The sequence below is a fragment of the Terrabacter sp. RAF57 genome, from assembly GCF_052113925.1.
GTDB lineage: Bacteria > Actinomycetota > Actinomycetes > Actinomycetales > Dermatophilaceae > Terrabacter.
The window spans coordinates 95,708-112,643 of sequence record NZ_JBFRDT010000010.1; the positions used below are offsets into that span (position 1 = coordinate 95,708).

Consider the following 16,936-nt stretch of genomic DNA (forward strand, 5'->3'; position numbering starts at 1 on the left):
CACGTTCATGCGGCCACCCCGGCCCGGTGGCGCAGTGACAGTGCGAGGTCGACCTCCTCGCGCCCGGGGCGTTGGAGACCCATGACGTCGGCGATGGTCCAGGCGCAGCGCAAGGTGCGGTCGTAGCCGCGGAGGCTGAGCGAGCCGCTCTCGAGGGCGCAGTCGAGGGTCGTCGTGGCCGAGGTCGGGAGCCGCCACGGCCGACCGCGCAGGACCGAGCCCGGGACGTCGGCGTTGACCCCGCGACGACGCTCGAGCACCTCGCGCCAGCGCTCACTCTGTGCCTCACGCGCCCCGGCCACCCGTGCGGCCACCGACGTCGTCGACTCACCCGCGGGTGCCCCCGCCATCGACAGGCCCGGAGGCTGGACATGGACCTGCAGGTCGACCCGGTCGAGGAGCGGCCCGCTCAGCTTGCCGAAGTAGGAGCGGCGCATGAGCGGCGTGCACGTGCAGTCGAGACCCTTGCCCCACCCGTTGCCGCACGGACACGGGTTGGCGGCGAGGACGAGCTGGAAGCGCGACGGGAACGTCACGGTCTCGTGCGCGCGGGCGATGGAGACGGACCCGCGCTCGAGCGGCGTGCGCAGCGACTGCAGGACCCCCTTGTCGAACTCGGGGGTCTCGTCGAGGAAGAGGACTCCTCGGTGGGCCTGGGTGATGGCGCCGGGCCGGATGTGTCCGCTGCCGCCACCGATGACCGCGGCCTGTGACGCGCCGTGGTGCGGCGCGACGAACGGGGGTCTCGAGATGAGTCGCACGTCCTCACCGGCGCCGAGGGCACCCAGGACGGAGTGGATCGCCGTGACCTCCATCGCCTCGGCCTCGTCGAGGGCCGGCAGCAGTCCCGGCAGCCGTTCGGCGAGCATCGTCTTGCCCGCACCGGGTGGACCGGCGAGCAGCAGGTGGTGACCGCCGGCCGCCGCGATCTCGAGCGCCAGCTTGGCGTCGGCCTGCCCGACGACGTCGCTGAGGTCGCGCACCGCCTCGGGAGGCGGCGGCACGACGAGCGGCACCGGGACCTCGTCGACGCCACGGCCCTTGCCCAGCGCGTCATAGCGCCGGACGAGCTCGGTCACGTCGGCCACGGGGTGGACGCGGACGCCCGAGACGAGACGGGCCTCGCCGGCGTTGCCGACGGGGACGACGACATGACGCACCCCGGTCATCGCGGCCGCCCGGACCAGGGGCAGCACGCCGGGGACGGGTCGCACCGTGCCGTCGAGACCCACCTCTCCGATGTGCACGAGGTCGCGCACCACCGTGGGTGGCACCAGCCGCATCGCGGCGGCGACCGCGACGAAGATGGCCAGGTCGAAGCCGGTGCCGATCTTGCGCTCCCCCGCGGGCGAGAGGTTGACGGTGACGCGACGTTGGCTGACCGGCATGTCGTCGATGCGGGCGGCGGCGGCCCTGATCCGGTCGGACGACTGCTTGACCGCCGAGTCCCCGAGCCCGCTGATCGCGAAGCCGGGCAGGCCGGGCGTCACGTGCGCCTCGACGTCGACGACGAACCCGTGCACCCCACGCAGCCCGACCGACCGCGTGCGGCCGAGGCCGGTGCCCATCAGCACACCCCGCGCAGGTGCTGGAGGCTGGCCCGTCCCGAGCGCGGCCGCAGGATCGAGATGACGTCGATGCGCAGGGCAAGTCCCCGCGCGAGCTCGTCGTGGTCGTCGCGCCAGAGCCCGGCCAGCCGCCGCAGCCGACGCTGCTTGCGCCACGTCACGGCCTCGAACGGCGCGCCGAAAGCCTCGCTCGTGCGGGTCTTGACCTCGCAGACGACGAGCTCGCGGCCGTCGACGGCGACGACGTCGATCTCGCCGCGCGCGCAGCGCCAGTTGCGGTCGATGACCGTCAGGCCCTCAGCGAGCAGGTAGCGGCACGCGAGTCGTTCGCCGTAGTCGCCGAGGGCACGGGTGGAGAGGTCCATGACGACCACCCTCCCGGCGCCCACCCGGCGAGGACACCCGTCAGCGCCAGGCTGTGGACGGCATACACGATCGGCGAGGGGGTGTGGACGAAGCCCGACGGCTCAGCTGAAGTCGCCGTTCTCCGGGAGCTTGATGTCGGGCTTGGGCAGCTCCTCGACGTTGACGTCCTTGAACGTCACGACGCGCACGTTCTTGACGAACCGCGCCGGCCGGTAGATGTCCCAGACCCACGCGTCGGCCATCGTGACGTCGAAGAAGACCTCTCCACCGTCGGAGCGCACCTTCACGTCGACCGAGTTGGCGAGGTAGAAGCGGCGCTCGGTCTCGACGACGTGGGTGAAGAGGCCGACGACGTCGCGGTACTCCTTGTAGAGCTGGAGCTCCATCTCGGTCTCGTACTTCTCGAGATCTTCCGAACTCACCTGATCGCCGTCCCTGTCTGCTCTGCCGTGATGGGCGCCGGAGCGAACGACTCCGTCCCCTCATTCAACACCTCGACCGGCCCGCCCACGTACACGCCGGGCAGGCGCCACGAGCGCCGGTGCAGCTCGCAGGGCCCCAGACGCGCCAGCGCGTCCATGTGCTCGGGCGCGGAGTAGCCCTTGTTGAGCGACCAGCCGTATGCCGGGTGGTCGGCCGAGAGGGCCACCATCATGTCGTCGCGCTCGACCTTGGCCAGCACGCTCGCGGCCGCGACCGAGGAACACTTCATGTCGGCCTTGATCATCGTCGTCACCGGCGGCGTGGTCGGTGCGGAGTCGTCGGCGAAGGCGAAGAGCCCCACCTCGGTCGGCGCCGTCAGCCAGTCGTGGTTGCCGTCGAGGATGACGAGGTCCGGCACGACGCCGAGGCCCGCCAGGGCCCGCATCCCGGCCAGGCGCAAAGCACCCATGATGCCGATCTCGTCGATCTCGTCAGGGCTCGCGTGCCCGACGGCGTGGGCCACGGCCCAGCGCTGGATGCGCGGCACGAGCACCGTTCGAGCACGCTCGGTCAGGAGCTTGGAGTCCTTGACGCCGATGGGCGCCGAGCGCACCGTCTCGTCGATGACGACGATGCCGACGCTGACCGGCCCGGCGAGCGCGCCGCGGCCCACCTCGTCCATGCCGGCGAGGAGTCGGTGACCGGATCGCTGCAGGGCGCGCTCGACGCGCAGCGACGGTTTCTTGGAGGGAGCGGGGCGTGCCATGGCGTAGCTCGAGCGGATCAGCCCGCCGCGGCCTTCGTCGTCGTGGCGCTCGGCTTGCCGCTCTGGCTGGGGTTGACCGTGGCCTTCTTCGTCGGGGTCGTCGACGGCGTCGTGGGCGTCGGGACCTGCGAGAAGGTGCGCTCGGGGACGCCGAGCCACGTCACGTGGTCGATCGGCCAGACGACGAAGAGGGCGCGACCGACGATCTTGTCCATCGGCACGGAGCCGGTGGCCCCGGTGCCGTCGTCGTGCCAGCGGCTGTCGGAGGAGTCGCTCCGGTGGTCGCCCATGACCCAGACGCGCCCGGCGGGGACCGTGATGTCGAACTTCTTGCCCTCACTCGGGTAGTCGCCGGGCTTGACGTAGGGCTCGGTGATCTCGACGCCGTTGACCTTGAGCTTGCCCGTGTCGCCGTCGGCCTGGACGTGGTCGCCCGGCAGGCCGATGACGCGCTTGATGAGGTGGTTCTCGGAGTCCTCGGGCAGCAGGCCGACGAAGACGAGGGCGTCGTGGAAGGGGCCACCGACGGTGCTGTGCTGCTCACCGAGGTCGCCGAGCCACGGGGTGGGCACGCCTGGGTCCTCGAAGACGACGACGTCGCCGCGCTTGAGGTCGAGCGGTCCGGGTGTCAGCTTGCTGACGATGACGCGGTCGTCCTTGACGAGGGTGTTCTCCATCGACCCGGACGGGATGTAGAAGGCCTGGAAGAGCCACGTCTTGACGACGAAGGAGAGCGCCATCGCGAGGACGACGACGATGACGAGCTCCTTGACGCCGGCGAAAAGGGTCGCGCCGAAACCGCGGGGCTCGTCGTCGTAGTCGTCGTCGAGGTCGTCGTCGTCGAGGTCACCGTCGATGTCGTCAGCACTGCGCCCGCGCGTCGGGTCTTCGGGGCGTCCGGTGTACTGCGACATCACTCACCATTTCGTGGGACGGAGGCAATTTGTCCTTGGTCGACCGATCCGAGCCGACCGAGCGGCCAGTATCGCACCCAAACCTTGCCGATGATGTCGTCCCCCGGCACCATGCCGCCCCCCGGATCTCCGAGGTGCGCACGGGAGTCCGCGGACGAGCCGCGGTTGTCGCCCATGACCCAGAACCGGTCGGCGGGCACCGTCACGTCGAAGGTCAGGGCGCTCGGTTTCTGGCCCGGAGCGACGTAGGGCTCGCTGACGGCGACGCCGTTGACCTCGAGCCGTCCGTCGGCCGAACAGCACCTGACGCGGTCGCCCGGCAGACCGATGATCCGTTTGACGTAGTCGGTGGGCTGGCCCTTGCCGGCCAGGCTCTCGACGGCCTCGACGAGGGTCTGCACGATACCGCGCTCGGGCACCCGCAGGTTGAACGCCTGGGAGGCGTCGAAGACGATGATGTCGCCGCGCTGGAGGTCGGCCGGCGCGGTGGTGCGGCTGACGAGGATCCGGTCGCCGATGAGGAGCGTGTCCTGCATCGACTCGCTCGGGATGCCGAAGGGCGTCACGAGGAGGGCCCGGACGACGACGATCGCGAGGAGGAGCAGAGCGGGTCCGAGCAGCCACCGGTGACGTCGCGCGGCGGCATACGCCGCGTGGGTGGCCCGGCCACCGCCGCGCCCTGACGTCGACGTCGCGACGTCCCCCGGACGCGACGAAGGCGCGGCGGACCCCGCCTGCTGGGACGTACCGGATCGTTCCGGAACGGCCCGCTCGGGGTCCACCGCGCCTCGCGTTACTGGACGGACGTCTGCGTCAGCAGGTCGTCAGCTCTTGGCGCCGGCCTTGGCCGGGATGCTGTCGCGCTTCTCGCGGATCTTGGCAGCCTTGCCGCGCAGACCGCGCAGGTAGTACAGCTTCGCGCGACGGACGTCACCGCGGGTCATGACCTCGATCTTGTCGATGACCGGGGTGTGCACCGGGAAGGTGCGCTCGACGCCGACACCGAAGGAGATCTTGCGGACCGTGAAGGTCTCGCCGATGCCGCCGCCGTGGCGACGGATGACGATGCCCTGGAACACCTGGACACGCGAGCGCGTGCCCTCGATGACCTTGACGTGGACCTTGAGGGTGTCGCCGGCGCGGAAGTCGGGAACGTCCGAGCGCAGCGATGCCGCGTTGATGTCGTCAAACGTGTGCATGATGCTTCGCTTTCCTGGGTGCCACAGGCCACCTCGTCACAAAGGTGTGGGTCGCGTCCGTCGGGCCGCGTCGAGTCACCGGTGGATCTGGTCGAGCTGGTGGTGACCCGACTCCCCCTGTGGCAGGGGCCGTCGTGTGCCGGACACAAGGAGCAAGTCTGCCAGAGCACACGGCATACCAGAAATCGGCGGCGGTGGACGCCGGCCCTCGGTGCCCTAGCGTGGGCCCGTGGACGTCTCCCCCGGCTGGCCCGTGTACCTCTGTCTCGCCGTCCTGCTCGTCGTGACGCTGCTCGCCAACCGGCTGAGCGGCGTGGGTCTGGGACGCCAGTCGGCGATCGCCGGAGCCCGGGCTGTCGTCCAGCTCTCCCTCGTGGCGCTCGTCATCACGGCGGTGGTCGGGTCGCTGGGGCTGTCGTTCCTCGCCGTGGGCGCCATGTTCGCGACGGCGGTGGCGACGACGTCCAAACGGGTCGGTGCGCCACGCACGTGGCCGTGGGCCGCGGCCGCGATGGCCTGTGGCGTCGTCCCCGTCGTCGCCATCGTGCTCGCCACCGGCGCGGTCCCGCTGACGGGGATCGCCGTGATCCCGGTCGCCGGCATCGTCATCGGCAACACGATGACGGTGCACACGCTCGTCGGGAGGCGCACCTTCGCGGCGCTGCGCGAGGAGCACGGGCAGTACGAGGCGTCGTTGTCCCTGGGACTCACGTCGAGCCAGGCCATCGACGAGATCATCGCCCGACGGGTGCCCGAGGGCATCCTGCCGAGCCTGGACCAGGTGCGCACCTCCGGCATCGTCACGCTGCCCGGCGCCTTCATCGGCGTCATGCTCGGTGGCGGCAGCGCCGTGCAGGCGGCCACGGCACAGGTGCTCGTCCTCTTCGCCATCATGGCAACGCAGTCGATCACGGCCGGCGTGCAGGCGGCGCTGATCCGCCGGCGCCTCCTGCTGCCCGCCGACCTCGGCATGGCCCTCGTCTCCTGAGGCAGGCCCCCCGTCCTGAGGCAGGCCCAGTCCTGAGGCACGCCCCCACCGTCAGCGACGGCGGCGCTTGACGAGGGTGACCGCGCCCGGGATCGGCGCGACCGCGTCGACGAGGCGGTAGCCGGCCTTCTTGTACATCCGCAGGTTGTCGGTGCTCCGCGCGCCCGTGTGCAGCGTCAACGTGCGTATGCCGTCCGGCGCCGTCGACTCGGCGTGCTCGAGGAGGCGTCGGCCGAGCCCACGACCCTGGAGGTCCGGGGCGACGCAGAGGCGCCCGACGAACCAGTCGTCGTCGGACGCGCCCGCGCTCGTGCGGACGGCTCCGACGAGGCGGCCGCCGCTGCGTGCCACCCACGTCTGCGTCGTGTCGAGGCTCGCCCGGACGTCGTCGAGGCTCTCGTGCAGGGCCGGGATGTCGAGCGTGTCGTTGGCGACGGCCTCCTGGACCCAGCACGCGCGCATGAGCACGGCGAGCTCGGGCACGTCGCCCGGCGCCGCAGCACTGATGACGACGTCACCGCCGTCGGGGGCGGCGTGCGAGGCGTGGAGCAGGTCGGGCCGCCGCTCCGCGGTGCGTGCGAGCCGCTGCTCGTGCCGCCAGGCCGCGATGGCGCCGTGGTTGCCCGAGAGGAGGACCGGCGGGACGTCGCGGCCGCTCCACGAGGCGGGCTTGGTGTAGATGGGGTACTCGAGCAGGCCGTCCTCGTGCGACTCCTCGACGAGCGACTCGGCGTTGCCGATGACGCCGGGCACGAGCCGGCCGACGGCCTCGACCATGGCGAGGACGGCCACCTCGCCGCCGTTGAGGACGTAGTCCCCCAGGCTCACGACCGACACCTCGAGCCCGAGGTCCTCGCGGGCGTGGTCGTAGACGCGCTCGTCGATACCCTCGTAGCGTCCGCACGCGAACGCGAGCCACGGCTCGTCGGCGAGCTCGCGCGCGAGCGCCTGCGTGAACGGCTGGCCGCCGGGCCCGGGGACGATCAGCCGGGGCTTCGCCTGCGACGGGTTGTCCTGTGCGAGAACGTGGTCGAGCGCCTCGGACCACGGCTGGGCCTTCATGACCATGCCGGCTCCCCCGCCGTACGGGGTGTCGTCGACGGTGCGGTGCCGGTCGTGCGTGAAGTCGCGCAGGTCGTGGACGCGGACGTCGAGGAGGCCGTCCTCGCGCGCCTTGCCGATGAGCGACAGGTCGAGCGGGGCGAGGTAGTCGGGGAAGATCGAGACGACGTCGACGCGCATGGCCGGACGCCTGGGCGGACGCGGGTCGAGCACGGTCACTCGGTGCCCTCGCGATAGAGGTCGAAGAGGCCGGGCGGCGGGTCGACGACGACGTGGTCCTCGGCGACGACGGGCACGATGCGCTTGACGAACGGGACGTAGGCCGTGACGCCGTCGGTCAGGGTGAGGACGAGCCGATCCTGGGCGGGACCGATCTCGAGGCCGCTCACGGTGCCGACCTTCTCGCCGCTCGGGTCGCGGGCCTCGAGCCCGACGAGGTCCTCCTCGTAGAAGGCGTCGTCCTCGACCTGAGGGTTGGACTCCGGCAGGACGAGGCGGGTCCCGCGCAGGCTCTCGGCGCCGACACGGTCGGGGATCTCCTCGAAGGTGATGAGCCAGATGCCGCGGTGCACGCGCGTCGACGCGATGGTCAGCGTGGTGGGCACTCCGGACCCCGGTTCGGCCTCGGTCTCGATGACGGTGCCGACCGCGAAGCGGGTCTCGGGGTCGTCCGTGTGCAGCTGGACGGTCACCTCTCCACGCAGACCGTGGGGCTTGCCGATGCGGGCGAGGACGACGTTCATGGGCCGAATCCTCTCAGGTTTGGGGGCGGTCGGAGACCGGTGCGCGAAGGTCGGGCGCGGGGACGCGAGAGGGGCGCCCCGGTGGTCCGGGACGCCCCTCTCGGTGACTCTGTCGGAGTCGGCGCTCAGCGCACGCGGTCGGTGTCGACGATGTCGACGCGCACGTTGTTGTTGCCCGCGAGGGCGCCGACGACGGTGCGCAGCGCGCTCGCCGTGCGGCCGGAGCGGCCGATGACGCGGCCGAGGTCGTCGGGGTGGACCCGGACCTCGAGCAGCTCACCGCGGCGCAGCTCCTTGCGGACCACGACGACGTCCTCGTCGTGGTCGACGATGCCCTTGACGAGGTGCTCGAGCGCCTCCTCGAGCATGCTCAGGCCTCGGCCTTCGCGGCGTCGTCGCCGGCAGCCTCGGCCGGAGCCTCGGTCGCCTCGTCGGCCTTGGGCTCGTCGGCCTTGGCCTCGTCGGCCTTGGCCTCAGCCTTGGGCTCGGCCTTCTTGGCGGCCTTCTTGCGCGGCGTCGGGCCGTCGGTGCCGGCGTCGGTCTTGCCGCCGGCAGCGGCGATCGCAGCCTCGTAGAGGTCCTTCTTCGGGGTCTTCGGCTCCTTGGTCTGGAGCTTGCCCTCGTCGACGATCTTGATGAGCGCCGCGACGGCCTCGGTCGGCTGCGCGCCCTGGCCGAGCCAGTAGTGCGCGCGCTCGATGTCGATGTCGATGAGCGACGGCTGCTCGGTGGGGTGGTACTTGCCGATCTCCTCGATGGCACGGCCGTCGCGCTTGGTGCGCGAGTCCATGACGACGACGCGGTAGAACGGTGCACGGATCTTGCCCATGCGCTTCAGACGGATCTTGACTGCCATGGTGGCGGTCTCCTCAACCAGTAGTGAGCGCGGCGAGACCGGCTGGGTTCAGCCGGGGTGCCGACGCTCGGTGTGTAGGCGTCCGGTCCAGCCGGAAGCGGCCGGACGGGTACAGCCCTCCATTCTGCCAGACCCGAAGGGGTGCTCCGGACACGCACCCCGCAGAGAGCAGCGCGCGACCCGTCCACCCCGATGGCGTATGCCGTCCGCGCCCTCAGGCGTGGGCGGCGCGGACCGCGAGGGCGTGGCGCACGACCTCACGCCGGGACACGTCGGTGGCGCCCTCGAGGACCGGCACCCCGGAGGGCTCGAAGCCCGCGCGGGCCAGGCCCATCCGCAGCTCCGGCCCGCCGAGCCGGCACTCGACGACACCGCCGACGGGTGAGACGCGGAGCAGCTCGAAGAGCGTGGCCGGGCGCTCGACGATGGACGCGGTGTAGAGCGGGATGCCGAGCTCGGCTGCCAGGGCCGAGGCCAGGCTCGTGCCGCCGTAGGCGCCGAAGGCCGTGGACCCCGAACCGTTCACGACGCAGGCGATGCGGCGGTGGCCGTGCGACCGGTAGGGCACGGCCGGCCAGTCGGTGGACAGCAGGGTGAAACGGTCGTGGTCGCGCCAGTCCCGGCGGCCGTCGATGCCGGGCAGGTGCAGGAAGTCGCGCGAGAAGCCCTCGTGGACGAAGCCGAGCGAGCGCACGAGCCCGGCGGAGCGGTGGTTGGCCGGCTGGATGTTCGCCTCGACGCGGTGCAGGCCCATCCCGTGCGGCTGGTCGGCGAAGACGAGGTCGAGCGTGAGGCGCAGCCCTTCGACGAAGAGTCCGCGGCCGGCATACGGGTCGTAGGAGTCGTAGCCGACGGTCGCGCTGCGGAAGGCTCCCTCGACGACGTTCGCGACGTTGATGCGCCCGACGAGGCCGTGCGAGCCCTCCGGGTCGAGCGCGTGCACCATGAAGGTGCGGTAGGTCGGCGACTGGTTGTCGAGGACGACCGGCAGGTTGTGCGGGTTGGGCATGGCGAAGTCCGCGAGGCGCCGCTCCGAGAGGGTCACGGCTGCGGCATACGACTCGATGTCGGCCGTCGACGGGGGACGCACCTCGACCCGCTCGCCCACGGCGGTGAGCGGCGCCTCGTCGGCGGCGGGCCCGGGCAGGTGCTCAGGCGACAACGCGACCTCGCAGCACGACACCTCGCGGGTCGCCGACGACGGTGACGTCGGCGATCGGGTCGGCGGCGTAGACGACGAGGTCGGCGTCCTCTCCCTCGACGATGCCGGGGCGTCCGAGCCACTCGCGCGCGCCCCACGTCGCGGCCGCGACGACCTCGGCGTTCGTCAGGCCGGCCTTGGTCAGCTCGACCATCTCCTGCGCGACGAGACCGTGCGGGAGGCTGCCGCCGGCGTCGGTGCCGACGTAGATCGGCACGCCGGCCTCGTGCGCCGCGCCGACCGTGGCGAAGCGCCGCTCGTGCAGGTCGAGCATGTGGCGGTGGTAGTCGGGGAACTTCTCCTTCGCCGGCTCGGCGAGGTCGGGGAACTGCGCGATGTTGACGAGGGTCGGCACGATGGCGATGCCCTGGGCGGCGAAGGTGTCGATGGAGTCCTCGCGCAGGCCGGTCGCGTGCTCGATGCAGTCGATGCCGGCGGCGGCGAGGTCGCGCAGGGACTCCTCGCCGAAGCAGTGCGCCGTGACCCGGACCCCCTCCTCGTGCGCAGCCGCGATGGCGTCGGCGACGGCCTGCCGCGACCAGCTCGGCGCGAGGTCGCCGACGTCGCGGTCGATCCAGTCGCCGACGAGCTTGACCCACCCGTCGCCACGGTGCGCCTCGAGCCGGACGTGCCGGACGAGCTCGTCCTCCTCGACCTCGTGGGCGTAGTTGCGGATGTAGCGCCGGGTCCGGGCGATGTGGCGGCCGGCGCGGATGATCTTGGGCAGGTCGTCGCGCTCGTCGACCCAGTGCGTGTCGCCGGGCTGCCCCGCGTCGCGGATGAGCAGCGTGCCGCGGTCACGGTCGGTGATCGCCTGCTGCTCGGCCTCCTCGCGCGGCACGCCACCGTGCGGTCCCAGACCGACGTGGCAGTGGGCGTCGACGAGACCCGGCAGCACCCAGCCCTCGAGCGTCTGCACGTCGCTTCCGTCGCTCGGCGGCGTGAACGAGACACGCCCTCCGATGACCCACAGCTCGTCGACGACGTCGTCGGGACCGACGAGCACCCGACCGCGGACGTGGAGCACCGGTGCACTCATGGCACCGACCCTAACCTCCGTCGCGCGCCAGATCCGTGAGGACGTCCGCCCAGTGCGCCAGGAGCGTCGCGAGGTGTCCGGCGCCCTCCCGGACGACGAGCCGCGACGTCGGCAGGTGGGCGTGCAGCCACTGCCCGTGCTCGAGCCCGACCGTCCGGTCACGGTCGCCGTACCAGAGGTGGACCGGGGCGCGGACGTCTCCGAGGTCGACGTCCCAGCCGACCGTGAAGGCGAGCGCGTCCCGCGACACCCCGCGGTAGGACGGCACGCCGGGGCGACCGCTGCCGGTCCACGGCTCGAGGATCTCGGGCGAGACGAAGCCGCCCACCCGGACCTTCGCCCGAGCACCCGGTCCGCTCCCCCGCCCGCCGTCGGTCATCGCGCCGTCCTGGAGCGCCACCGCCTCGTCGAGGTTCCCGGCGAGCGCCGCGCGGACCGCGGGGTCGGCCGCCGCGGACGGGTCGAGCTCGAGCAGCGGCCCGACCCCGGCGACGATGCCGACCACGCGCACGCGCTCGGGCAGGACGGCTGCGGCCGCGACGGCATACGGCCCTCCCCCGGAGACGCCGAGCACGGCGAAGGCGTCGATCCCGAGCGCGTCCGCGACCGAGCCGGCGTCCGTCCCGACGGAGGTCAGCGACGTGGGTCCATCCGTGGAACCGCCGTAGCCCGGACGGGAGAACGCCACCAGCCGGACGCCGGCGCGGGAGGCCGCGCCGTCGCCGAGCGCGGCCTGCAGCCGGCCGCCCGGGGTGCCGTGGAAGAAGACGAGCGGGGTGCCCTGCGGGTCACCTCCGAGCCACACGTCGAGACGCCGCCCGTCGGGCAGCCGCACCCGCGAGCGTCCGTCGGTGGTGACCACGCATCGAGCGTATGCCGCCCGGCTGGCACCGTCACGGGCGTCGGGTCGCGCTCCGGCCGGGGACCGCTCAGGCGATCGAGGCGACGACGACGAGCGACACGGCGAGCTGCACGGCCGCGGCCACGATCGAGGCCGGGTGGAAGTCACGCTGCGTCACGAGCTCGGCCATGGGGTCGTCGTGACGACTCGTCAGGACGCGCCTCCGACGCCGCGCGGGCGTCGTCGGATCCCTCGGCCAGTCCAGAATCTTGCGGGGTCGGCCAGCCGGCCGACGCCCGCGGTCACCCGCGGCCTCGTCGGGCCGTTCGTGACCGGTCAGCGACCGCCGAGGAACTTCTCGAAGCCCTTGGGCAGGTTCGACGGGTCGAAGCCGGCCAGCGGGTCCTCGTCGGCGCCGTCCGCACCGTTGGCGGCGGGGGCTCCGAAGGCGCCGGCCGCCGACGCGGCGCGCCCGGAGGCGGCCTTCTCCGCGGCGGCCCGCTCCTCGGCGGCGCGCTTGGCGGGGTTGCCGCTCTTGCTCTTCTTGCGCTGCGGCTGCTGCTGCTTGCCGCGCTTGCCCGTGCCGGGGATGCCGGGCATGCCCGGCAGGCCGCCCCCGCCGCCGCGGGCCATCGACTTCATCATCTTCTGAGCCTGGCCGAAGCGCTCGAGGAGCTGGTTGACCTCGGTGACGGTGACGCCGGAGCCCTTGGCGATGCGGGCGCGGCGCGACCCGTTGATCTGCTTGGGGTGGGTGCGCTCGAAGGGCGTCATCGAGCGGACCATCGCCTCGACGCGGTCGAACTCGCGGTCGTCGAAGGCGTCGAGCTGGTCACGCATCCCCTGCATGCCCGGCATCATCTTGAGCATCGACTTGAGCGAGCCCATCTTCTTGATGGCGTTCATCTGCGAGAGGAAGTCCTCGAAGGTGAAGTCCTCCTCGGCGAGGAACTTGCGGGCCATCTCGTCGGCCTCGCGCTTGTCGAACGCGCGCTCGGCCTGCTCGATGAGCGTCAGCACGTCACCCATGTCGAGGATGCGGCTCGCCATGCGGTCGGGGTGGAAGACCTCGACGTCGGTGACCTTCTCACCGGTCGAGGCGAACATGATCGGCTCGCCGGTGATCTCGGCGACCGACAGGGCGGCGCCACCACGGGCGTCGCCGTCGAGCTTGGACAGGACGACACCGGTGAAGGCGACGCCCTCGTGGAAGGCCTGGGCCGTCTCGACGGCGGCCTGGCCGATCATCGCGTCGATGACGAAGAGGACCTCGTCGGGCGAGATCGCCGCGCGGATGTCGGACGCCTGCTGCATGAGGTTGGCGTCGACCGCGAGACGGCCGGCGGTGTCGACGATGACGACGTCGTACTGCTTGGCGCGGGCCTGCTCGATGCCCATCCGCGACACGGTGACCGGGTCGCCGAACGACTGGGTGCCCTCGCCGGAGTCGAGGACGGCGTCGTGTCCGCCCATGTTGCCGCGCTCGGGCGCGAAGACGGGGACACCGGCGCGCTCGCCGACGACCTCGAGCTGGGTCACGGCGTTGGGCCGCTGGAGGTCGGCGGCGACGAGGAGGGGCGTGTGGCCCTGGTCCTTGAGCCACTTGCCGAGCTTGCCGGCGAAGGTCGTCTTGCCCGAGCCCTGGAGGCCGGCGAGCATGATGACCGTCGGCGGCTGCTTGGCGAAGCGGATCGTGCGCGTCTGCCCGCCGAGGATGGCGACAAGCTCCTCCTGCACGATCTTGACGACCTGCTGGGCCGGGTTGAGCGCCTGGCTGACCTCGGCACCGAGGGCGCGCTCGCGCACCGACCCGGTGAACCGCTTGACGACGGGCAGGGCGACGTCGGCGTCGAGCAGGGCGAGGCGGATGTCGCGGATCGTCGCGTTGACGTCGGACTCCGTGAGTCGGCCCTTGCCGCGGAGGTTCTTGAACGTCGCGGTCAGGCGGTCAGACAGGGATGCAAACACCCGGCAAGGTTATCCGCTCCGCCGACCACTTCCGACTCGGTGGCCTCCCTGGGGGCGACGGCGTAGGCCGCCGCGTAGGGTCGCGCAGGTGAGTGACCCCAGTGCCCTGCCGTCCACGACCCCGCCGTTCATCGACAAGATCGCATGGATCCACCTCGAGGAGCGCCGGCTCCTCACGGCCCGCAACGCCGGCCGGGACCGCTTCTACCTGCCGGGTGGCAAGCGAGAGCCGGGCGAGAGCGACCTCGAGACGCTGGTCCGCGAGCTCGACGAGGAGCTCGCGGTGTCCGTCGACCCGGCGACCGCGGCCCACGTCGGCACGTTCGAGGCGCTCGCCGACGCCCGCACGGACGGGCTCGTCGTGCGCCTCACCTGCTACACGGCGACGCACACCGGCGCGCTCGTGCCGTCTCGGGAGATCGACGAGATCGCCTGGCTGACGGCCGGCGACGGCGACCGGGTGTCGGCTGTCGACCGGCTCGTCCTCGTCCACCTCCACGACGCCGGCCTGCTCGACTGACGGGTCAACCAACAGGACGCTCGCCCGCGGCCACGCTCCGTCGGCCGCCGGAGACGCCGGCGTTCCGGTTGGTTGACCCGAGGGGTCAGTCGGCGTCGCAGGTGTCGATGATCATCGCGACGGCCTGGGCGGCCCGGGCGGGCGCGAGCTGGCCCCCGCCGAACTCGGTCACGTAGAACGTGTCGAGCGTCTGGCCGGCATACGTCGCGATGTGTGCGGAGCGCACCGACAGCGACGCCCGGGCGAGCGTGATCCCGATGTCCTGGAGCAGTCCGGGACGGTCGGTCGCGCGGACCTCGACCACGGTCGCGCTGTCGGACGCGCTGCTGATGACCATGGCGCGCGTCGAGTCGACGGAGCCCGAGCCGGGGCTGCGCACCCCGCTCGACTTGCGCCGCTGGAGCTTGCCGAGCGGTGATCGGTCCCCCTTCGCGACGCGGACGAGGTCGCGCGAGATGACCTCGGGCAGCGGGGTCTCGCTGCCCGGTGAGTCGACCCACCACTCGTTGACGGCGAGGCCGTCGATCGTGCGGACGATGGCCGAGCGCACGACGAAGCCGTGCGCGGCGAGCAGCCCGGCCGTGTCGGCGAAGAGGCCGGCACGGTCGCGGTCGATGATGTCGATGCGGTGGGCGCCACCGAGGGACGACACGGTGACGTAGGGCTCTCCGGACGCGATGCGGTCGAGCGCGTCGCCCCCGAGCGGCAGGGTCTCGATCGGTTCCACGACGAGAGGCCCCTCTCCTTGGGTCTGGGTGGTCAGGGCGGTGCGGCAGGCCTGGTAGAGGCGCTGGACGAGTCCGGCGCGCCAGTCGCTCCAGGCCTTGGGGCCGGCGGCCGACGCGTCCGCCTCGGTGAGGGCGCGCAGGAGGTCGAGGGTCATGGCCGACCCGTCGACGGCCTCCGAGAGGGCGGCGATGGTGGCCGGGTCCTCGGGGTCGCGGCGGGTGGCGAGGTCGACGAGGGTGAGGTGCTCGCGCACGAGCCGCACGATGGTCCGGCGATCGGCGTCGGTGACGCCCATCCGCTGCAGCACCGTGTCGGCGAGCTCGGCGCCGGTGACGCTGTGGTCCTGCGACCCCGGCACCTTGCCGATGTCGTGGAGCACCGCGGCGAGCATGAGCAGGTCGGGCCGGGCGACGTCGCGGACCATGCCGCTCGCCGCCACGACGGTCTCGATGAGGTGGCGGTCGACCGTGTGCCGGTGCACGGCGTTGCGCTGCGGGCGGCTGCGCACGGCCTTCCACTCCGGGATCCACCGCTCGACGACGCCCGCGAGGTCGAGGCCCTCCCACACGGTGACGAGCCCGGGGCCCGACGCGAGCAGGTCGGCGAAGAGGTTGCGGGCGACCTCGGGCCAGGGCTCCGGCAGGACCGGAGCGGTGGCGGCGAGGTTCTTCAGCGTCGTCGGCGAGAGGGGTATGCCGCCGCGTGCAGCCACGACGGCGGCGCGCAGCGGGGTGATCGGGTCGGACGACAGGTCGGCGGACGGCCCGAGGACGGCCTCGCCGTCGTGCCGGTAGAGGCCGTAGCCGAGGGGCGCCAGCTGCGGACGGCGGGGGCCGACCCGCAGGGTGCGGGCGCGCTGGGACTGCATGGCGCGGCGCAGGGTGCCGTCGACGGCATACGCGATGGTGCGTGCGGACGTCGAGAGGTCGGTGAGGAGGTCGTCGGCGTCGGTGTAGCCGAGCAGCGCGGCGCACGCGTCCTGGTCGTCGCGGGTCAGCCGGTCCCTCCCGCGCCCCGTGACGACGTGGATGGCGTCACGCACGTCGAGGATGCGCTCGTAGGCCTCGTCGACCTCGCCGTGCGGTCGATCGGTCAGCCAGGCGGCCGTGAGGGCCCGCAGCACCGACATGTCGCGGAGGCCGCCGTGGGCCTCCTTGAGGTCCGGCTCGATGAGGTGGGCGAGGTCGCCCTGGCGGGCGTGGCGCTGGATCACCGACTCCTGCATCTCACCGAGCCGGGTGCGGGCGTTGGCCCGCCAGTCGTGCGCCACCGTGGACCGGGCCGCGTTGACGACGTCGGCGTCCCCGGCCACGTGGGTGAGGTCGAGCAGCCCGACCGCCGCGGAGAGGTCGTCGGACGCGACGGCCCGGCAGTCGGCCACGGTGCGGACACTGTGGTCGAGCCGCACCCCGGCGTCCCAGATCGGGTACCAGAGCTTGTCGGCGAAGGCGCCGACCTCCTTGCCCGACAAGCCTCGTGGGTGGTGGACGAGGACCAGGTCGTAGTCGCTGAGCGGTCCGCCGTCGCCGCGGGCGAGCGAGCCGACCGCTGCGAGGGCGACACCTTCGTGCCGACGCCCCGCGCACGCCTCGCGCCAGAGCTCCTGGAGCCACCCGAACCCGAACTCCGCGAGCGCCCGGCGGCGGGTCTGGCCCGCGCCGGGCGTCGCGAAGGTTCGGGTGCCGGCGAGGTCCAGACGTCGTGAGGTCACATCCGTCATGTCAGGTCTCGCCGTCCCCTTGAGTCGCGTGTG

General features: G+C 72.3%; 18 protein-coding genes. 2 read left to right on the top strand and 16 right to left on the bottom strand.

Going from position 1 to position 16,936, the window contains the following annotated elements; all coding sequences use genetic code 11:
- Positions 1-5: 5 nt before the first annotated feature.
- The 7 genes from AB4Y83_RS13075 to rplS form a co-directional block, all read right to left on the bottom strand.
- Positions 6-1,568, bottom strand: a complete 1,563-nt coding sequence (locus tag AB4Y83_RS13075; RefSeq protein ID WP_442297142.1) for a YifB family Mg chelatase-like AAA ATPase — start codon at positions 1,566-1,568, stop codon at positions 6-8.
- Entirely contained in the window at positions 1,568-1,933 is a 366-nt protein-coding gene (locus AB4Y83_RS13080; RefSeq protein ID WP_442274836.1) for a YraN family protein, read from the bottom strand. The genes AB4Y83_RS13075 and AB4Y83_RS13080 overlap by 1 nt, the downstream gene beginning before the upstream one ends.
- 102 nt (positions 1,934-2,035) lie before the next feature.
- Positions 2,036-2,356 (bottom strand): DUF2469 domain-containing protein, encoded by a 321-nt coding sequence (locus AB4Y83_RS13085; protein WP_028785386.1) that lies wholly within the window; start codon positions 2,354-2,356, stop codon positions 2,036-2,038.
- Entirely contained in the window at positions 2,353-3,123 is a 771-nt protein-coding gene (locus tag AB4Y83_RS13090) for a ribonuclease HII (RefSeq protein WP_442274837.1), read from the bottom strand. The genes AB4Y83_RS13085 and AB4Y83_RS13090 overlap by 4 nt, the downstream gene beginning before the upstream one ends.
- 17 nt (positions 3,124-3,140) lie before the next feature.
- On the bottom strand, positions 3,141-4,037 hold the full coding sequence (lepB, locus tag AB4Y83_RS13095) for a signal peptidase I (protein WP_442274838.1): 897 nt from the start codon (positions 4,035-4,037) through the stop codon (positions 3,141-3,143).
- Positions 4,037-4,819, bottom strand: coding sequence for a signal peptidase I (lepB, locus tag AB4Y83_RS13100; protein ID WP_442274839.1), 783 nt, complete (start codon positions 4,817-4,819; stop codon positions 4,037-4,039). The genes lepB (AB4Y83_RS13095) and lepB (AB4Y83_RS13100) overlap by 1 nt, the downstream gene beginning before the upstream one ends.
- A 42-nt stretch (positions 4,820-4,861) precedes the next feature.
- Entirely contained in the window at positions 4,862-5,236 is a 375-nt protein-coding gene (rplS, locus tag AB4Y83_RS13105) for a 50S ribosomal protein L19 (protein WP_442274840.1), read from the bottom strand.
- A 229-nt stretch (positions 5,237-5,465) separates the two neighbouring features.
- Between rplS and AB4Y83_RS13110 the strand changes: the two genes are divergently transcribed.
- On the top strand, positions 5,466-6,224 hold the full coding sequence (locus AB4Y83_RS13110; protein WP_442274841.1) for an ABC transporter permease: 759 nt from the start codon (positions 5,466-5,468) through the stop codon (positions 6,222-6,224).
- 51 nt (positions 6,225-6,275) lie between these two features.
- Here the strand turns inward: AB4Y83_RS13110 and trmD are convergent, their stop codons facing one another.
- The 8 genes from trmD to ffh form a co-directional block, all read right to left on the bottom strand.
- The gene (gene trmD, locus AB4Y83_RS13115) at positions 6,276-7,466 is read right to left on the bottom strand and encodes a tRNA (guanosine(37)-N1)-methyltransferase TrmD (protein ID WP_442274842.1); all 1,191 of its coding nucleotides are present in this window, start codon (positions 7,464-7,466) and stop codon (positions 6,276-6,278) included.
- Positions 7,467-7,501: 35 nt separating this feature from the next.
- A complete protein-coding gene (gene rimM, locus AB4Y83_RS13120; RefSeq protein WP_056770063.1) occupies positions 7,502-8,029 on the bottom strand; it encodes a ribosome maturation factor RimM in 528 nt (175 codons plus the stop codon).
- Positions 8,030-8,154: 125 nt separating this feature from the next.
- Complete coding sequence (locus tag AB4Y83_RS13125; protein WP_020142764.1) at positions 8,155-8,397, bottom strand: RNA-binding protein; 243 nt, start codon at positions 8,395-8,397, stop codon at positions 8,155-8,157.
- A gap of 2 nt (positions 8,398-8,399) precedes the next feature.
- Complete coding sequence (gene rpsP, locus AB4Y83_RS13130; RefSeq protein WP_442274843.1) at positions 8,400-8,885, bottom strand: 30S ribosomal protein S16; 486 nt, start codon at positions 8,883-8,885, stop codon at positions 8,400-8,402.
- A gap of 214 nt (positions 8,886-9,099) precedes the next feature.
- On the bottom strand, positions 9,100-10,047 hold the full coding sequence (locus tag AB4Y83_RS13135; RefSeq protein ID WP_442297143.1) for a GNAT family N-acetyltransferase: 948 nt from the start codon (positions 10,045-10,047) through the stop codon (positions 9,100-9,102).
- Positions 10,037-11,125, bottom strand: a complete 1,089-nt coding sequence (locus tag AB4Y83_RS13140; RefSeq protein ID WP_442297144.1) for an amidohydrolase family protein — start codon at positions 11,123-11,125, stop codon at positions 10,037-10,039. Before AB4Y83_RS13140 ends, AB4Y83_RS13135 begins: the two co-directional genes overlap by 11 nt.
- Before the next feature lie 10 nt (positions 11,126-11,135).
- A complete protein-coding gene (locus AB4Y83_RS13145) occupies positions 11,136-11,987 on the bottom strand; it encodes an alpha/beta fold hydrolase (protein WP_442297145.1) in 852 nt (283 codons plus the stop codon).
- A 315-nt stretch (positions 11,988-12,302) separates the two neighbouring features.
- Positions 12,303-13,934, bottom strand: a complete 1,632-nt coding sequence (ffh, locus tag AB4Y83_RS13150; protein WP_442274847.1) for a signal recognition particle protein — start codon at positions 13,932-13,934, stop codon at positions 12,303-12,305.
- Between the two features lie 88 nt (positions 13,935-14,022).
- Here ffh and AB4Y83_RS13155 point away from each other — a divergent pair, with 88 nt between their 5' ends.
- Positions 14,023-14,454 carry an NUDIX hydrolase gene (locus tag AB4Y83_RS13155; RefSeq protein ID WP_442274848.1) on the top strand — a complete coding sequence of 144 codons (432 nt, stop codon included), beginning with the start codon at positions 14,023-14,025 and terminating at the stop codon, positions 14,452-14,454.
- Between the two features lie 85 nt (positions 14,455-14,539).
- Here AB4Y83_RS13155 and AB4Y83_RS13160 read toward each other — a convergent pair whose 3' ends face one another.
- The gene (locus AB4Y83_RS13160) at positions 14,540-16,903 is read right to left on the bottom strand and encodes a [protein-PII] uridylyltransferase (RefSeq protein WP_056770079.1); all 2,364 of its coding nucleotides are present in this window, start codon (positions 16,901-16,903) and stop codon (positions 14,540-14,542) included.
- Positions 16,904-16,936: the final 33 nt, after the last annotated feature.